This is a genomic window from Vibrio sp. V43_P6S15P86 (assembly GCF_009904725.1).
Taxonomy (GTDB): Bacteria; Pseudomonadota; Gammaproteobacteria; order Enterobacterales; family Vibrionaceae; genus Vibrio; species Vibrio diabolicus.
The window spans coordinates 1-17687 of sequence record NZ_WXWT01000434.1; the positions used below are offsets into that span (position 1 = coordinate 1).

At 45.5% G+C, this 17687-nt stretch carries 20 protein-coding genes; 19 read left to right on the forward strand and 1 reads right to left on the reverse strand.

Annotation, left to right across the window (positions count from 1 at the left end):
- Window positions 1-182: 182 nt before the first annotated feature.
- Window positions 183-665: a L,D-transpeptidase family protein gene (locus CAG69_RS19510; RefSeq protein WP_031780347.1), complete on the forward strand. Its 483-nt coding sequence runs from the start codon at window positions 183-185 to the stop codon at window positions 663-665.
- Window positions 666-700: 35 nt separating this feature from the next.
- Here the strand turns inward: CAG69_RS19510 and CAG69_RS19515 are convergent, their stop codons facing one another.
- Window positions 701-1411, reverse strand: a complete 711-nt coding sequence (locus CAG69_RS19515) for a glycerophosphodiester phosphodiesterase family protein (protein WP_161445759.1) — start codon at window positions 1409-1411, stop codon at window positions 701-703.
- 239 nt (window positions 1412-1650) lie between these two features.
- Here CAG69_RS19515 and CAG69_RS19520 point away from each other — a divergent pair, with 239 nt between their 5' ends.
- The 18 genes from CAG69_RS19520 (at window position 1651) to CAG69_RS19605 (ending at window position 17684) form a co-directional block, all read left to right on the forward strand.
- Window positions 1651-2604 carry a lactate/malate family dehydrogenase gene (locus CAG69_RS19520; protein WP_161445761.1) on the forward strand — a complete coding sequence of 318 codons (954 nt, stop codon included), beginning with the start codon at window positions 1651-1653 and terminating at the stop codon, window positions 2602-2604.
- Window positions 2605-2751: 147 nt separating this feature from the next.
- On the forward strand, window positions 2752-3417 hold the full coding sequence (locus CAG69_RS19525; protein ID WP_046873911.1) for a response regulator transcription factor: 666 nt from the start codon (window positions 2752-2754) through the stop codon (window positions 3415-3417).
- The gene (locus CAG69_RS19530; RefSeq protein WP_161445763.1) at window positions 3417-4790 is read left to right on the forward strand and encodes a sensor histidine kinase; all 1374 of its coding nucleotides are present in this window, start codon (window positions 3417-3419) and stop codon (window positions 4788-4790) included. The genes CAG69_RS19525 and CAG69_RS19530 overlap by 1 nt, the downstream gene beginning before the upstream one ends.
- Window positions 4791-4997: 207 nt before the next feature.
- Window positions 4998-7097, forward strand: coding sequence for a TonB-dependent siderophore receptor (locus tag CAG69_RS19535; RefSeq protein ID WP_161445764.1), 2100 nt, complete (start codon window positions 4998-5000; stop codon window positions 7095-7097).
- A gap of 74 nt (window positions 7098-7171) precedes the next feature.
- Window positions 7172-7939: a DUF3450 domain-containing protein gene (locus CAG69_RS19540; protein WP_054574483.1), complete on the forward strand. Its 768-nt coding sequence runs from the start codon at window positions 7172-7174 to the stop codon at window positions 7937-7939.
- Window positions 7940-9307: a MotA/TolQ/ExbB proton channel family protein gene (locus tag CAG69_RS19545; protein WP_161445765.1), complete on the forward strand. Its 1368-nt coding sequence runs from the start codon at window positions 7940-7942 to the stop codon at window positions 9305-9307.
- On the forward strand, window positions 9307-9861 hold the full coding sequence (locus CAG69_RS19550; RefSeq protein ID WP_006741219.1) for a MotA/TolQ/ExbB proton channel family protein: 555 nt from the start codon (window positions 9307-9309) through the stop codon (window positions 9859-9861). The genes CAG69_RS19545 and CAG69_RS19550 overlap by 1 nt, the downstream gene beginning before the upstream one ends.
- Window positions 9858-10262 carry an ExbD/TolR family protein gene (locus CAG69_RS19555; RefSeq protein WP_005374257.1) on the forward strand — a complete coding sequence of 135 codons (405 nt, stop codon included), beginning with the start codon at window positions 9858-9860 and terminating at the stop codon, window positions 10260-10262. The genes CAG69_RS19550 and CAG69_RS19555 overlap by 4 nt, the downstream gene beginning before the upstream one ends.
- Window positions 10262-10882, forward strand: coding sequence for an energy transducer TonB (locus CAG69_RS19560; RefSeq protein WP_005393542.1), 621 nt, complete (start codon window positions 10262-10264; stop codon window positions 10880-10882). Before CAG69_RS19555 ends, CAG69_RS19560 begins: the two co-directional genes overlap by 1 nt.
- Window positions 10879-12051, forward strand: a complete 1173-nt coding sequence (locus tag CAG69_RS19565; RefSeq protein ID WP_054866885.1) for a tetratricopeptide repeat protein — start codon at window positions 10879-10881, stop codon at window positions 12049-12051. The genes CAG69_RS19560 and CAG69_RS19565 overlap by 4 nt, the downstream gene beginning before the upstream one ends.
- A gap of 133 nt (window positions 12052-12184) precedes the next feature.
- Complete coding sequence (locus CAG69_RS19570) at window positions 12185-12814, forward strand: PepSY-associated TM helix domain-containing protein (RefSeq protein ID WP_161445767.1); 630 nt, start codon at window positions 12185-12187, stop codon at window positions 12812-12814.
- Window positions 12815-12835: 21 nt separating this feature from the next.
- Entirely contained in the window at window positions 12836-13375 is a 540-nt protein-coding gene (locus CAG69_RS19575) for a DUF2271 domain-containing protein (RefSeq protein WP_006741224.1), read from the forward strand.
- A 15-nt stretch (window positions 13376-13390) separates the two neighbouring features.
- Window positions 13391-14221 carry a DUF4198 domain-containing protein gene (locus tag CAG69_RS19580; protein ID WP_161445769.1) on the forward strand — a complete coding sequence of 277 codons (831 nt, stop codon included), beginning with the start codon at window positions 13391-13393 and terminating at the stop codon, window positions 14219-14221.
- Between the two features lie 42 nt (window positions 14222-14263).
- Window positions 14264-14584, forward strand: coding sequence for a hypothetical protein (locus tag CAG69_RS19585; RefSeq protein ID WP_005374251.1), 321 nt, complete (start codon window positions 14264-14266; stop codon window positions 14582-14584).
- Window positions 14581-15132, forward strand: a complete 552-nt coding sequence (locus tag CAG69_RS19590; RefSeq protein ID WP_161445771.1) for a DUF6162 family protein — start codon at window positions 14581-14583, stop codon at window positions 15130-15132. The genes CAG69_RS19585 and CAG69_RS19590 overlap by 4 nt, the downstream gene beginning before the upstream one ends.
- 22 nt (window positions 15133-15154) lie before the next feature.
- Window positions 15155-16081, forward strand: coding sequence for a metal ABC transporter solute-binding protein, Zn/Mn family (locus CAG69_RS19595; protein WP_005374249.1), 927 nt, complete (start codon window positions 15155-15157; stop codon window positions 16079-16081).
- Window positions 16081-16809: a metal ABC transporter ATP-binding protein gene (locus CAG69_RS19600; RefSeq protein ID WP_064354476.1), complete on the forward strand. Its 729-nt coding sequence runs from the start codon at window positions 16081-16083 to the stop codon at window positions 16807-16809. The genes CAG69_RS19595 and CAG69_RS19600 overlap by 1 nt, the downstream gene beginning before the upstream one ends.
- Window positions 16809-17684, forward strand: a complete 876-nt coding sequence (locus CAG69_RS19605; RefSeq protein ID WP_005374244.1) for a metal ABC transporter permease — start codon at window positions 16809-16811, stop codon at window positions 17682-17684. Before CAG69_RS19600 ends, CAG69_RS19605 begins: the two co-directional genes overlap by 1 nt.
- The last annotated feature ends 3 nt before the right edge of the window (window positions 17685-17687 follow it).

Here is a 17687-nt window from a genome sequence, read left to right on the forward strand (position 1 = left end):
ACAACGATAACGATCACGCCTTTCAATGAGTATTATCTTACGATTCTGCACTTGTGCGTTCATTCCATTAGCTCCTGGGGTAATACAGGGTCTACCCTAGATACTGTTTGCTTTACGGGCGCTAACTGACTAGCATAATCGCTCTTTTCTTGTTCACTTTAGTTAGGTTAGGCGTTCCGGCAATGTCAGTGAAATGGTGCTCTATGTTCTTGTGTTGCGTGTTGGCTTCTAGCGTCCATGCAGCTGTAGATCTTGTTAAAGTCGACAAGTCAAAGCGTCGAATGTATTTAATGGAACAAGGCACAATACTAAAAGAATACCGCATTGCTTTAGGAGCGAACCCTAAAGGGCATAAACAAGAAGAGGGAGACAATCGTACACCTGAGGGCGAATACACCTTAGATTACGTCATAGAAGACTCGGCTTTTTATCGTTCTGTGCATATTAGCTACCCTGATGCGATTGATACGTTGGAAGCGAAGCGCCGAGGTGTGTCCCCAGGAGGGAACATCAAAATTCATGGTTTAAAAAACGGTGAGAGCCAGTTGCCGATTTATATCCAAAGCTTTGATTGGACCAATGGATGTATTGCGATTACCAATGAAGAGATGGATGAATTTATCCAGCTTGTAGAGATGGGGACACCAATTCAGATTGAGTGGTAACGAAATGGTGCCTCTAAAGCTCAAGGTGGTATGTGCTATGGCATAAAGCGTTGTGGATGATCACTAAATATACCGTCTAACTGAGGTAGGTACTTCAGTTTGTTTGGATTGTTCACTGTATAACACATCACTTTGTAACCCGCCTGCTGGAGCTTGTTTATTTGGCGCGAGCGAACCCAGTTAATGTTTAGGTTGCAGCTATAGGCGTTAACTTCTTCCAAAAGGCGTTTATCTTTTCTCGTTAAGAATTCACTCAATACACCTAATCGATACTCATTGCAGTATTTATGCAGCGCTCTAATGACATCATGACTAAAACTGGAGAGTAGTACCTTCTCTTGCGGCATGGGACTTTTTGCTAGTACGTTGGCGAGAGCTTGTGCCACTTCTTCTGCTGGGTGGCGATCTACCTTAACTTCAATATTCAAGTTAAGCTTATGCTCAGTAGCTAAAGTGAGCAGCTCATCTAATGTCATGATTTTCTCACCTGAAAAATCTGCGCTGAACCAGCTACCAAAATCCAACGCCTTTAACTCTTCCAGAGTCAGTTCATCGATACGCCCTTGTCCATTACTGCATCGATTTATGGTGTGATCATGGCAAACCACTAAAACATTATCTTTGGTCGGTTGTACATCAACTTCAACCCAATTTAATCCGAGGTCAATGGCGGCCTGAACGCTCACTTTTGTATTTTCTGGGTATGAGCCAGCAACACCACGATGACCAATTACTAATGTTTCCATTTTCTTCATCTTCTGCTTTGTGATGAGCAGATTGTACTCGCTTTTTGCTTTGAAGATATACCTCAAGGTGCATGTTGTAAGATCGTCTTAATAAAAGCTACATCGCCCATTCGTCAAGGTAGGTCGTTGGAAGAACTCCTGTCGAATCATGAACCAAAGTTGGACTTTTATTCTCCTGCCGCTCATTTTTAAAGAGCAAGGTAGTTGCGAGTGCATCATGGTTATCGGGAGAGAGAAATATGAAGATCGGTGTTATTGGTGCAGGGGCTGTTGGTGTAGGAGTATGTAATTACTTACTCACTCTGGGTGGTTTTAGTGAGCTTGTTCTACTTGATAAAAATTTAGAACGTGCCGAGGGTGAAGTGTTTGATTTTCGTCACACGATGGCACTGACTTTTTCAAAAAACACACGCATTATGCCGTCGGATGATTACTTAGATTTACTCGAAGCCTCAATCGTTGTTATCACCGCCGGTACGCAGATTAAACAAGGACAAACTCGTTTAGATATTGCTGAGGTTAATGCTCAAATTGGAGTTGATATTGCGCGTCAAATAGAACGCGTAGCGCCAAATGCGGTGTTGATTGTTGTGTCAAACCCATGCGATATCGTGGCGCATTTTATTGTCACCAACACCGGTTTTGAGCCTAGTAAAGTTATTAGCAGTGGCTGTGTAGTTGATACCGCTCGTTTAATGAGTATTGTTGCTGGCCGTGTAGACCTAGACCCGAAGAACGTGTTTGGTTATGTATTAGGAGAGCATGGTAGCCATTGCTTTACTCCTAAGAGCTTAATTTCTATCGCTGGGCAACCGGCCGACTATTACTGCGATACCCATAACATTGAGAGAATTGATCCGCACGCACTTCTTGAGGCGGTGAAACAGGCGGGATACGAAATCTTTCGGCGTAAGCAGAACACCGTTCATGGCATTGCCGCCAGTGTCTTTCGAATCATTCAAGCCGTGACGATTAACGAACGATCGGTGTTGCCCGTCGGTACGATGATGTCGGGGCAATATGGTTTGCATGATGTTGTTCTCAGCCTACCTACGGTTATTGGAAAAAACGGAGCAAATTCAGTTCTGATGCATCCCTTCACTGAAGAGGAGCTTGTCACATTAAAAACGATCAGCGCCCACTTAAAACACATCGTGGAAAATGTCGCTAAGGAGACGAAGCTAAAGCCCTGATCTACCCTCATTATCAGGTGATAGTTAGCTTAGCACTCCGGTCTACTGCTATAGAGCTATTTGTACTAAAGCCCTAGGGTGTGTAGTTGTTTAATTTGTAAATGAGTAATAGAATGCGAACCATTTTTATTTGAATGGTGAGTGGTAATGTCTCGAGTTTTGATAGTGGATGATGACGTTCCTTTGTGTGAGCTATTAGAAGCAGTTTTGCAAGAGGAGGGCTATATTGTCTCTTCTGTACATTGCGGTGAAAGTGCTTTGCAATATATGGAAAAAACGCCGGTAGATCTTGTACTGCTTGATGTCATGTTACCAAACCTTAACGGCATGCAAGTTGCCCGTAGAATCTGTCAACGCTTCGCGACACCTATTCTAATGCTTACTGCTCTTAATGATGAAAACTCGATGCTTGATGGCTACCAAGCGGGAGCCGATCAGTACATAGGAAAGCCTTTTAATGTTGCTGAGCTTCTGATGCGCATCAAAGCGATTCTTCGTCGTGTTGGTTTAGAGCGCCAACGTCAGGCGATGTGCAGTACCGTTCAAACGATCAGTGATCAGCTCAATAGCTTACCACTCACAAGCACGGAAGCCGAGTTACTGAGCTATCTAGTCAAAAACCAAGGTGTGGTGATTTCAAAAGCGGAACTCCAAACCGAAGTATTAAAGAAAGAGCTAAGCCCTTTTGACCGCAATCTTGATATGCACATCAGTAATATACGTCGCAAGCTAGTAGAAGCAGGGCTCTCTAAGCAACATATCAAAACCTTCCGTGGCAAAGGTTACAGCTACCTAGAGGCTGTAAACAATTAATGAAGCTCACGTGCCCACCTTTTATCGCGAAACGTAAAGACAGCTTAGCGTTTAAGTTGTTTAGTTATATGACTGCAATTGTGATAAGTATTTTGGTCGTACAAGCAATGGCTGAGCAAGCTCTCGTGAAAGCCATGCTAAAAGTGCCGGACAGTGTGCGAGAAGAAATGCTCGATCTTGCACATCAAGCCAATGTGCTGATTGAGCACGGAGATATGGACGAACTTGCGGATTGGGCGAACGCGCAAAACTTTTATCTGTTTGTGCTGAATGAGCACCAGCAACCCGTCACTCACCGTTTAATGCATCCACACTTCGAGTTCAAGCTTCAATTTAAAAGAAGTATTGATGATCAACTTGAGGGAAAGGTAAATCGCCCGATTATCAATATCCCTTTGGTAAAAGATAATAGCTTGGTAATTCAACTGCCACATCGACTGCATCCCGCACATGACTTCATTTTATATTTCTCTATTCTCAAAGTGGTGATTGCGGTAGTTATTTTGGCGTTGTTCTCATTGCTAATGGCACGCAACTTACAACAGCCGCTTGATCGCTTAAGAGAAGCAAGCAAAAAGCTATCTAACGGCGATTTTAATGTCAGTGTGGTGAAAGAGTTAAAATCGAATACGCGCGAGTTTAACGAGCTGGCGCAAGACTTCGACCACATGACACAGCAAATTCATTCTCTTGCCGAAAAGCAGCGATTGCTTATAAGAGATGTCTCCCACGAGCTCCGAACGCCGTTAGCAAGACAGAATTTAGTTCTACACCTTTTGCGTAAGCGAGTTGGGGAGAACGAACAAAGCTTGGTGACCAGGCTAGAAGACGAAGCTAAAGAGCTAAACCATTTGATAAGCGATATCTTGGAGTTCAGTCGCTTGGAAAATGCGCGTTTCGACAAAGGTGCGAAACGCCGTGATTTAGAGGTGTTGCTCGCACCGCAAGTAGAGCGGTGCAAAATCGATTTAAAACCAGAACAAACATTGTCATTCCGTTCAGAAGCAACATGCGCCAAAGCTTTTTGCGAAGAAACGCTCATCATTCGTTGTTTGAACAACCTTGTTGGAAATGCCATCAAATATTCAGGGCAAGCATCTCAGATAGAAGTTTCTCTGGCTAATCATATCAAAGATGGGCAGCAATTGATTACCATGTCTGTATCCGACAATGGGCCTGGTATTCCAGAGAACAAGTTGGTCGATATTTTTGACCCGTTTACTCGCTTAGATGCATCAAGAGATAAGAAGCTTGGCGGCTACGGCTTAGGTCTCGCGATTGTCAAAGAATCCATGCGCATTATGGGTGGATCCGTTACGGCGAAAAATCGTGAACAAGGAGGTCTGAATGTTACTTTGGTGTTCAAGCAGTAAGTATGGTTAAGTCTTATTAAGTGTGATGTTGATCGCGTTATTGTGGTGCGTCATCAGAGAGTACTTTACAAAAGTTTGCAAATGCAAAGAATGTAAATTTAATGCAAATGGTAATACTTATCACTTATATTCACCCGCGAAATAATTAAGAGGGAATCGCATTCAACAAGCATGTGACCCGAAAAATAATAATCGGAGTGAAAGGATATGTTTACTAAGAGCCATTTGGCGCTAGTGATCGGTGCGGTGTTAGCAACACCTGCAGTGGCGGACGTTCAAACAGACGAACATGTAGTTGTAGAAGGTCGAGAGTTCGGCTACAAGGCGGATACAAACAGTACAGCAATGCGCATGGAAATGACGCAGCTGGAAACGCCAGGACAAGTAGCGGTTATCGATGAAACGGTAATTGATGAGCAGCGTGCAAGTACACTTGGTGAAGTGCTACGTAACGATGCAAGTGTTAGCGCGGGTGGTACAAGCCGTAACCGCGAACGTTTCTCTCTACGTGGTTTTGAACTTAGCAGTTCAGACGGTTTTCTTCGTGATGGCCGTCAACACTGGTCACACTACCGTCAGCCAATTGAGCTTTTAGAGCGTGTTGAAGTGCTTAAAGGTCCATCAGGCTTGCTATACGGTAAATCTGAGCCGGGTGGCTTGGTAAACATGGTTTCGAAAAAACCAACAACTCAAACACAAGCTAGTTTGAGTCAAGATCTAGGTTCGAATGATCACTCACGCACGGTGCTTGATGTGAGTGGCGCGCTAAATGATGCAGAGACACTGCGCGCGCGCGCAATTTTTGCCAAAGAAAGCTACGGCTCTTGGCGCAGCTACGGCGATGGTACCGAGCCAGAAACGGATCGTACGGTTGCGGGCCTAGTGGTTGAGTACGACATCACCGACAACTTTATGGTGTCAGCGCATTACGATCGCACGAAAGACGATGGTAGCGTGGATTCTGGTGCTTACATTGTGGATGGTAAAGCGGTTCGCGGTGACAAGCACATCTGGGATGCCCAGTGGTCAAAGATTGACAACGAAGTAGAAAACTACGGTATCGATATTAATGCTCAAGTGACTGACAGTGTAAACGTAAAAGCGGGTTACAACCGCCAAGACTTTAAGCGTTTTGATGTGGAGTCTTACCCTAAGTTTGACAATTATGACAAAGACGGTGTGATTCGACACAAAGGGAATGATCGCTCCGATAATTGGGTATTTGATACTGCATATATAGATGTGACGACGGACTTTACTTTGTTCGGTACGGAAAACACGTTGTTAGTGGGCGCTAACTACTTAGATTACAGTTATGATCGCTTTATGGCATTTCATAATGAGGCGAGTATTGCGCCAGGAGAAACGGTGCCTAAGCCTGGCTATCGTAGTTCGAAGAAATCACCAACAACTGAGTACGATACTTGGGGTATCTACGCGCAAAACATGATGACGATTAATGATTACTGGCAAGTACTTGCAGGGGTTCGTTATGATGAAAAGCGTGATGATGACCTGACAGAGAATCAAGTTTCTCCTAAGTTTGGTGTGATTTTCCACCCAGCGACAAATGGCTCGGTTTACGTTCAGTACTCTGAAAGCTTTATGCCGCAAGGTGAAGTCAGCAGTGGTCGTGGCAAAACTTACGTGAACGATGGCGAGAAACTCGACGCTGAGCGTGGTATCTCTTACGAGATCGGAACTAAGTGGGAACTGTTCGATCAGCGCTTATTTGTATCCGGTGCAGTGTTTGATATCACATTAGAGAACATCTCGCTGGATGTTGAAAGCGGCAAAGACGCGGGCGGTAATCTCCTACACAAGAAAACGCAAGGTGGTGAGCAAGTTCACAAAGGTGCTGAGTTAATGGCTCAAGGTTTTGTGACCCCAGAGTTGTCGCTAACGGCTTCTGCAATGTATTTGGATGCAGAGTTGACGAAAGCGGATAAAAAATTCGAGGGTAACCGCCCTGCAGATGTGCCAGAGTTCTCGGCAAGTCTATGGTCTAGCTACAAGGTTCAGGACAATACGAACCTAAACCTCGGTTTGATTTATGAAGGTGATCGCTACGGTGATGCAAAGAACACCTTCAAGAAAGATGGCTACGCTCGCGTTGATATGGGCGTGTCATACAAACATAAGTACGATGAAAACTTGGATATCATTGCTCGATTCAATGTCGAAAACTTATTCGATACCGACTACTTCGCAGGTGGTGGTAGCACGAATAGCGAGCAAAAAGGTGCGAGTGGGGTTGTGGTTGGAGAAAGCCGCAACTACATGGCAACAATCCAGTTCAAGTACTGATAACAATTTGATTATTAAAGGGGAAGGGTAGTCTTCCCCTTTGGTCGTTTTTGGAACACAGAAATATAACTCGTATGAATCTAATGAAATCAAGTATCGCTCTGTTGATATCATCGGTTTTGATTCCCGCTCACGCGGCGAACTTAAACGATGCACAAGCTGTGCAGAGTAAAACAAACCAGTCGTCGGCGGTAAGCCAAAAACGTATTGATGCAAGCGCAGAAAAATCACTTACTCTAGAAGCTGAAATTGAGCAGCTGCAAGAGGAAGTCGGTAACTTGAAGATTTATCGCGATCATCTTGCAAGCCTTGTTGAGAGCCAAAATCAAGAAGTTGATAGCTTGAACGAGCAAATTGAGCAGATTGCTCAAACTCGTCAAGGTGTCGTGCCTTTGATGTATCACATGCTTGAAGGCTTAAAAGCGCTCGTTGCTAACGACAAACCTATACGCAAAGCGCAACGTGAGGAACGAATTGCAAAGCTGGATTCCATGATGACGCGTGCAGACGTTGCGGATGCAGAGAAGTTTCGTCGTATTTTAGAAGCGTACCAAATTGAAATGGATTACGGCACCAAGCTTGGCGTTTACCAAGGCAAGATTAACCTGGGTGACAATGAAGCTGTGGAGGCGGACATTCTCTATTTAGGGCGTTTGTCTTTGGTAGCACGTAGCTTATCTGGTGAGACATTCTGGAGCTGGTCACAGCAACAACAAGCATGGCAACAAGTGGGTTCTGAGCAAAAATCAGAGCTAGATAAAGCGTTCGCTATGGCGAATAAACAGATCGCGCCGAGTATGTTAACTCTGCCAGTGTCGTTAACCGCTGCGGAGGGCAAATAAATGATGAAAAAATGGTTATCGGTTGCACTAATCTCGACAGCCGCATTAATGCCTCATACAACTGTTGCTAGTGATGCGTTGTTACAAAAGGCGCAGCAAGAAAATCGTCAACAGCAATCGCACAATGTCACGCGTGAATCAGGTTTTAAGAAAACAGAGCAAGAGCTACAGGCTATAAAGAATAAATTGGCCGCAGAGCGAGCTGCTCTTCAAGCAGAAGCGGATTCATTAAGTGTTACTTTCGGTGAAAACGAAGCGGAACTGGCGCAGCTAGAAGAAAAGCTACGTTTAGAAACCGGGAGCTTAGGTGAGCTATTTGGCGTCGTTCGCCAGAACGCAAAAGAGCTAGAGTCAGAGCTCAAGAGCTCAGTAACGGGTGTTGATGCAAATTCATATCAGAAAGATATCGATGCTATTGTTGCAGCTAAATCACTGCCAACGTTGACCCAACTTCAGGCGATGTGGCGCAGCATGGAAGAACAAATCAAAGCAAGTGGTGAGATGGCAAACGTCTCTTTCACACTGCTAAATGGCGAAGGTCGTGAACAAACGGTTAATGGTGTTCGTCTTGGTTCTATGGCGCTGCTGGATGACACTGGCTACGTTAAGTGGAATGGTCAACGCGGAGATGCGGTAAACTATCTTCGTCAGCCTGAAAGCGGTCCAACAGCGAATACTATTTCCTCTGGTGACATTGATGCGCTTGTCATTGACCCGTCACGCGGCATTCTTCTTGAGCAGCTCGCAAACTCACCGACTTTGGCTGATCGCCTAAATGCAGGCGGCGTTGTCGGTAAAATCATCCTTGGTTTATTAGCTATCGGCCTATTGATTGCTCTCGTACGTGGTGCATCGCTGATGATTTCGCGCCAGAAAATCATGAAGCAACTGAAAACTCCAGCACAGCCAGGAGACAACCCTTTGGGTCGTGTGCTTGCGGTGTATCAGAAAGATAAGCATCGCAGCGTAGAAGCGTTAGAGCTACGTCTTTTGGAAGCCGTTGTTGATGAGCAAACCCACCTAGAAAAAGGGTTGTCGATGCTTAAGCTTCTTGCTGCTCTAGCTCCTATGCTTGGCCTACTTGGAACGGTAACGGGTATGATCGAAACCTTCCAAGTCATCACTCAATTTGGTAATGGTGATCCGAAAGTAATGGCGGGTGGTATTTCGATGGCACTTGTGACTACCGTACTTGGCCTTGTCTCAGCCATGCCTTTGCTATTAGCGCACAACGTATTGAGCTCTCAAGCGGAAAATATTCGCAGTATCTTAGAAAAACAAGGCATCGGTTTAGTTGCAGAACAAGCTGAGCGTGATATGCCGAGTCACAAAAATCACTCTAACACCTTAGCGGAGAACGCAGCGTAATGGAGCAGATCCTACTCAACACATTGGGTTTGATCAGTGAGGATTGGGCCACAACCTTGATGAGCTTTATGCAGCAAGGTGGTCAAATCCTATGGTGGCTGGCTGCCGTCGTGGCGGTGTGCTGGCTGTTGGTCATGGAGCGAGTTATTTATCTCACAACAGTTTTTCCTGGGGTAAAGAAACAGCTTTGTGAGCAGTGGCAAGCAAGATCAGAGCACCACTCTTGGTACGCACATCAAATCCGTGAAGGATGGATTGCAAAAGCGCAAATCGAACTGCGCCAAAACCTATCGACTATTAAGCTGCTTGTGGCGGTTTGCCCAATGCTAGGGTTGTTAGGGACGGTGACGGGCATGATTACGGTGTTTGACGTAATGGCATCGCAAGGCAGCAGCAATCCGAAATTGATGGCTTCAGGTATCTCACTTGCTACGCTGCCAACCATGGCGGGTATGGTAGCAGCGCTGGCGGGCATGTTTATTCATGCTCGCCTTAGCAAAGTGTGTGAACGAAAAGCTATCCAGTTAGAACAATCTTTAAGGAGTCAAAAGTGAGACTCGGACGCAGACCTAACCAACAAGATGAAGCTCAAGTCGATTTAACGTCGATGCTTGATATCGTCTTCATCATGTTGATCTTCTTCATTGTGACTAGTTCGTTTGTACGTGAATCCGGTGTAGAAGTGAACCGCCCTCAGGCTTCTAATGTGGTAAGCCAAAAAGATGCGGGCATTTTTATCGCGGTAACGGCAGCAAATGACGTGTACATCGACAAACGAGTGGTTGATATTGAGCGTGTTGAGGCCTCTATTGAGCACCTGTTACTTGATCAGCCTGATGCTTCGTTAGTTATCCAAGCTGACGAGCATGCTTACAATGGCACTGTCGTGAAAGTGATGGACGCTGCAAAAGCGGCGGGCGTGAAAAACATCGCATTGGCGGCGGAGAAACCTTAATGGGCAGGCTGTTACTTGCACTACCAGCATCATTGTTAATTTCTGTGAGCCTGTTTAGCTTTATGGCGTGGATGGTTGATAAAGGCAACCAGCGTGCGCCAGAAGCTTCGGAAGCGGTTCGTTTTGATATGGTGATGGTAGAGAATGAAGCAGACGTGCAGCGCCGTCAACGTTCAGTGCCGGAGCAACCAGAACCACCCCAAGCGCCGGAGCCAATGGATCTGTCTCAAGCTGACACTCAAATGGAGCCAATGAGCCAGATGACGCCAGTCAGTGCTTTAGGTTTGAACACTGCCCTTGAAGGTATCGCGATCAGTGCGCCAAACTTGAAGGGAACAATGGGCAACCAACAAGCACTGCCGTTGTATCGTGTTGATCCTCGCTATCCAAGTAAGGCGCTGAAACGTAGAGTTGAAGGCTATGTCATTATGCGTTTCACGATCGACGCAACGGGACGACCAAAAGATATTGAAGTGATCGAGGCTGAGCCACAGCGTATGTTCGAAAGAGAAGCGATTCGTGCGCTTAAAAAATGGAAGTATCAGCCAAAAGTTGAGGATGGTGTGTCAATTGAGCAGTTCGGACAAACCGCTAAAGTGGAGTTCAAGTTAGCCAAATGATGAAAAAATTCTTAATCGGTACGGTATTAAGCCTGAGTGCACTTTCAACCATTGCCAGTGAGTTAAGCCAATACACTGCCGCGAGAGTTCAACGAGCACACAACTTGGCTCAAGAGGAGAAACTAAAAGAAGCGATTTCATCTCTTGAAGCTATGGAGCTTTCTCGTGGATATGACCAAGCTTATGTCGCTCGAATGTTGGGTATTTTTTACTGGCAGAATGAACAAACTCAAGCAGCAATTAAGCAACTTGAGTTGGCAGTCAATAGTGGTTTGCTACAAGATGAGCAAGCATGGCAAACCCGAAAAATGTTGGCAGATATACTGCTGAACGAGCAACGCTTTTCTAAGGCGTTACCTCATTACTATGCCTTGAGCAAAAACATTCCTAAAGGTCAAAAAGCGCATGAGCTATGGCTGCGTATTTCCCAATCTCATTATCAACTGAGTCAGTGGCAGAAAGTGCTTTCAGCAATGGCTCGTTATGAGAAGTTTGGTCAGCCAGACAAGCTTGGCGCATTGTCGATAAAGCTTTCTGCTGAGCTAGAACTGAAAAAGTGGAAGCCGGCAATCTCGACCATCAAACGCTTGATCGCGATTGAACCTGAGCGAATTGAATGGTGGCGTCAGCTTGTTGCTCTTTACCTGCGTGTTGATGACAACAAACGTGCTCTGGACTCTTTGGCGTTGGCAAAACTGAAAGGATTACAACTTAGCCAAGATGACTTAAAGCTGCTGGCACAATTGTACGCGAAACGAGGTATTCCAGAGAGAGCTGCGTTGGTAATGAACGAGCTAGAGGATGTAAACTCGAATAGTAAACTGAAAGCTCAGCAAGCGACGTATTGGCAAATGGCAAAAGAGTGGGAAGAGTCTATCGATAGTTGGCGTGTTGCTGCTCAGTTAGACCGACAGTATTACTGGAACTATTCTCAATTATTGGTGCAAGAAGGCCACTATAAAGATGCCCTTGCCGCGCTCGATAAGGTCAGCGGTCGTAAAGCGGATGTCGCACTTATCAAAACTCGCGCTTACTACAAACTTAAGCGGTTTGACGATGCACTCGCTAATGCCAAAAGAGCGAATGAGATTAAACCGTCGAATCAGGCAAAGAGTTGGGTTAAGTATCTATCACAGCTACGCAAAGTAGAATCGACGCAAAACTCATAGCGAACATTTTTATTAAATACCCGAGCTCAGTCTCGGGTATTTTTTTGTCTAAAGTAAACAATGTAAATTAAATGCCAATACGAATGATTATCACCTAAATTATGCCCCACATTTATTGGTGATGATTGTTTCTATGTTGCTTAAAAGCAAAGGTGTTCAAACTTGGGCTCGCCGCCTACATATCTATATTTCGATGGCTCTTCTCTTAGTTACGCTGTTTTTTGCAATAACTGGAATTACCCTCAATCGCCCCGAATTATTTGAACGCAGTGAACCTATCATTCAACAACATACTCTGACGGTTCCGCACTCAGTTCTATTCTCACATTCAGATACTTTTCAACCTAACCGTGAAGAACTGCTTGCTTTCTTGACTAAAGAAACCGAGCTTCGCGGTACTCCCTCCGCGTTAGATGTGTATACCGAAGTTGAGCAAGGTGAGTTGTTACTCGGAGAGTTGTCTATGGATTTTAAAGGTCCGGGTTACAACGCCACGGTCTTTATTGATATGACTACTGGTGCGGCAGAGGTTGAAACGACGCACTACGGTATTGTTGCGTTGTTGAACGATCTACATAAAGGTCGCAACAGTGGTGGGATTTGGAAGTGGTTTATCGACGTCACTGCGCTTTTGATGGTGTTTTTTGTTCTAACAGGTGTGTGCTTATTACTGCCTAAGAAGAAGACGCTTAGAACGTCAATGCAATGGATGAGCTTTGGTACGTTACTGTCGCTCGTGATTTATTTTGTTGCTGTTCCATAACAGCTTTTTTAGAGAACACTTATGTTGAACACAGGAAGATTTTTCCGCCGCAATCACTTTTGTAAAGCCGCTTTGATCGCGGCTTTTGCTCCTTTCTCTCTTTCTGCGGCTCCTCTACCAGATAATGCGAAGATCGATTTCGAATTCGAACTTCCAAAGATAGACACTTCAATGTACGCACGCCCTTATGTGGCGGTGTGGGTTGAAAATGACCAGCGTAAACCGGTTAAAACCATTCAGCTATGGGTAGGAAAAGACGAATGGCTAAAAGACCTGCGCAGCTGGTGGAGAAAAGCGGGTCGTTATGATCGTGAACTTGTTGATGCGGTGACGTCTGCAACGCGCCCTGCTGGACAGTACCGTTTTGTCTGGGACGGAACCAATGATGCAGGAAAGCGTTTGGAGCAAGGAAATTACACGTTGTACGTCGAAGTTGTTCGTGAACATGGTGGGCGAAACTACTTACGTCAAAAAATAACGCTAGCGGACAGTGAAGTGCGCTATGAGCTTAAACCAACACAAGAGACGGGTGTCATCACCGTCAATTATCAAGTTAAGTGATTAAAGGACACAACAATGAAAACCAAAATGAAAGCAGTGGCATTGGCGAGTGTAATTGCAATGGGATTGGCTGCAACAACCACCGCACAAGCGCATCCACGTTGGGTTCTGCCTTCTCACTTTACGGTTTCAAAAGAAGGCGGTGACTGGCTGACATTTGATGTTACTGCCTCTCACGGAACGTTTGTTTTTGATAAGCCTGCGGGTAGTGACCAGGCGTTTGTGGTGATGCCGGATGGCCGCTCTGAGCGTCCTAACTTTGTTGTTCGTGGCAAGCGTCGCTCTATGTTTGATTTCTTTTTTACAGAAGAAGGCACGCACAAAGTCGCGATTAATAATCAGCCGAGCTATTACACACAATACAAAGCGGGCCGTCGTGATACGGTGAAATGGGCGCGAGCAAACAAAGCTGAGCGTGGTGACGTACTTCCTGAGCAAGCGCGTGATGTGGTTACTCAACTAAGTTACACCCGAGCAGAAAGCTACATTACGGTTGGTATGCCAACGGACAAAGCGTTGGAGATTGAAGGCAAAATGCTGGAGATGAAACCGATCACGCATCCATCGGACATCATTGAAGGTGAGCCTGTGACTTTCCAGTTTTTCTTTAACGGAGAGCCACAAGAGGGCGTTACTGCTGAGATTACACGTGAAGGGACCATGTACCGAAACCATCAAGAACAAATCGATGTGGTGAGCGATAAAGATGGCAAAGTGATCTTCACGCCAGAAGTCGCCGGGCGCTACTTAATGAAAGCGAACTACAAAGGTGAATTAAAAGATAATCCATTGGCGGATAAAGCGAGTGCCAATGTTCATCTTACGTTTGAAACTCAACTTAACTAATCGAATTAGGCTCAGCAATTGCTGGGCCATTTTGGAATTATCATGAATAACACTTCTCTTCTAAAAGCGGTTTTGCTTTTTTCTGGATTTGCGTCCTTTCACGCTGCTGCACATTTTCCTCTGATGAGCTGTCACTTGGCGCAAGATAAAGTGATTTGTGAAGCGGGCTACTCGGATGGATCCACAGCGGTCGACTACGATGTCGAAATGTACGATTACGACGACAATCTGATCGCCAAAGAAAAAACAGATAAGCGTTCCATCGCAGAATTTACTCACCCTGAAACAGATTTCTATTTGGTATTTGATGCCGGACATGAAAGCCCGGTGGAAGTGGATATCGTTGAGCTGAAAGAGAAATGAGTGTACAGAAAGTTCGCCCTGATGATGGTAACCGAGAAGGAAAGTGGGTCGCACTGACAATCGCAGCGATTCTCAGTTCAGCAGCCATACTTATGCCCTACCATCAGGTCGCGACTGAAAAGCCAGACATGCAGTCTCATCAAGTGTTAATCACGGATTTACATCAAAATGAGTTGGGGTTGATCGCTGAACTTAAGCTCGCTCATGAAGAGATTCGTGATTTGCAGTTAGATACCGGAACTTGGCCTGAGATCTCTCATATGGAGGCGCTTTGGATTGCTCCATTCGTGAAAGACCAAAACTGGAAGCGTAAAGGTTCTCATCAGTGGCAACGAATTGATGACGGTGTCTACATTGGCGTGAAGACCAGTGCCCAAGGCTCTGCTTCCATGCTGTTGGATAGCCGCAGTTCTCAAGCTGATATTTGGTTTAATGATTCTAGCCGTTCGTTAAATGTGGAGGGACTAAGCGATCTAGCTAAACGCCACGATTTCGGCTGGAAACAAATCGTTCTGTCAGACTCTTCCTCTCATTCTCACGCCCATTAAGACAACATAATTGATAAGTACTATGATCAAACGCTCTCTTTTACGTCGTATTCTTACAGCCACCGCGTTATTGACGGTGTCTTCTACTGGCTTTGCTGCCGATAAACTCAGTATTGGTATTACGCTTCAACCTTATTACAGCTATGTTAAAGCCGTTGTTGGTGAGAAGGCGGACATCGTTCCTTTGGTTGATGCTGGTTTTAATCCTCACAACTATTTGCCACAACCTAATGATCTTAAGCGCTTAAATGAAATGGACGTAATAGTGATCAATGGTATTGGTCATGACGATTTTGCACTGAAAGTGATCAAGGCTTCTCAGCGTGATGATCTCGTGGTTATCGAAGCGAACAAAGAAGTGCCTTTATTGCCCGCTATGGGGCAGTCTGTTGGTCAAGGAGCAGTGAACCCTCACACCTTTGTCGGTCTATCAACAACCATTCAAAAGGTTTACACCATCGCGAGTGAGCTAAGCCAGTTGGACCCAGACAATGCTACGTTCTATCGCCAAAATGCTCGTAAATACGCGAAAACATTTCGCCTGATGAAGCGTGATGCAATGTTGTCTCTTGGTGAGTTGGACACGGCTGGTATGAAGGTGGCGACAACCCACAATGCTTACGGATATATCCTTCAGGAGTTTGGTGTTGACGTTGCAGCTGTCATTGAGCCTGCTCATGGTGTAGAACCAAGTGCAAGTCAGCTACAGGAAACGATAGAGAAAATTCGTGAATCGGGCATTGATGTTCTGTTTTATGAGCTCAATATGCCGAATCGCTTTGTTGATACCATCGAAGAGGCGACTGGGGTGCAGCTTTATCGCTTTTCTCACATGACTCACGGTGAGTATGAGGCCGATAAAGTTGAGGTTGAGATGCGAGATAATGTGGAAACACTAATCGAAGCCATGAAATTTGTGGCGAGTAAGCGAGCAGGGGAAAAGGCGTAATGACTGGACCTTCCGTTTCCTTAAGTAACGTGGGCCTAAAATACGCCGACAATATCATTTTGCAGAACATCAGCGCCGAATTCGAGAACGCGAAATGTCACGTGATTATGGGACCGAATGGTGGTGGGAAAACTTCTTTGCTTCGTTCGGTACTTGGACTTACGCCATTTTCGGGAAACATTGCACTCAATTGGCCAGAACCATCAGCTGCATCGGGGAAGATAGGGTATGTGCCACAAAAAGCGATGTTTGAAGCAAGCCTCCCGTTAACCGTGATGGATTTTGTACTGCTTAACCAAACTCGTATCCCTCTATTTTGGCGACGTAAAACGAAACAAACTCAACATGCCCTGACCCAGCTGGATCGCGTGGGTATGGCAACGCGTAGCGACCGTCGTATGGGGCAACTCTCTGGCGGTGAGCAACAGCGTGTTTTGTTTGCGCAAGCTTTACTGGATGAGCCCAATTTATTGGTTTTAGACGAACCTACAACTGGCATGGATGAGCAAGGTGTTCGATATCTTGAAGGTTTGATTCATGAAGTCGTTGGAGAAGGCAAAACGGTACTGGCAGTACACCATGACGTGACCGCAGTGCGCCGTTTAGATGCGCAGGTCCATGTTGTAAATCGTCAAATTGTGGCGTCAGGGCACCATTCAGATGTGCTAAGTCCTGATCGTATAGAAACATTATTCAAGCACTACACAGCAAAAGTGGAGGCTGCATAATGGATTGGTTGCGAGAGTTAGCGGTTAGCGGCGTTGAAGCTGGATGGTTAAGCGATAGCTTTTCTTATGCTTTCATGGTGAACGCAATTGTGGCAGCGCTGATATTAGGACCATTACTTGGTGGTCTTGGGACATTAGTCATCGCCAAGCGACTGGCTTTTTTCTCTGAAGCGGTTGGGCACGCTGCGCTTACCGGAATCGCGATTGGTGTGTTGCTCGGTGAGCCGCCAGAGAATCCGATCATCGGATTGTTTAGCTTTTGTATGATTTTTGCGCTGTTGCTTCACTTTGTTCGTAATCGTACGAATGTACCTTACGACACACTGGTTGGGGTTTTTCTTGCACTAGCGTTAGCGGTTGGTGCTGCGCTGTTAATGTACGTCGCTCGTAAGATCAACATTCACATGTTGGAGAACGTGTTGTTTGGCTCGATCTTGACTGTGACGGACAACGATATCCTTATTTTAGCGATCAGTTGTTTGATCATATTACTGCTTCTTATTCCAACGTTTAACCGCATCTTGCTAACTTGTATCAGCCCGGATATTGCACGTGTACGCGGCTTTAATACCAGCTTTTATGATTACTTGTTTGTCATGATGATCACCTTGGTCACCATCGCCGCGGTAAAGATTATTGGCGCGGTATTGGTTGGTGCATTGCTACTGATTCCTGGTGCAACGGCTCGGTTATTGACTAAACGCATGGGCAGTTTTGTTCTCCTTTCTTCTTTATTGGCAACCATTGCGTGTTTAATAGGAACCATACTGCCGATGGAGCTTGAGCTACCAGTGCCATCAGGCGCATCCATCATCATTGTTTCTGCGGCATTTTTCCTAACAGCAACGGTTTACCGAATTATCCAAAAAGCGTAACCC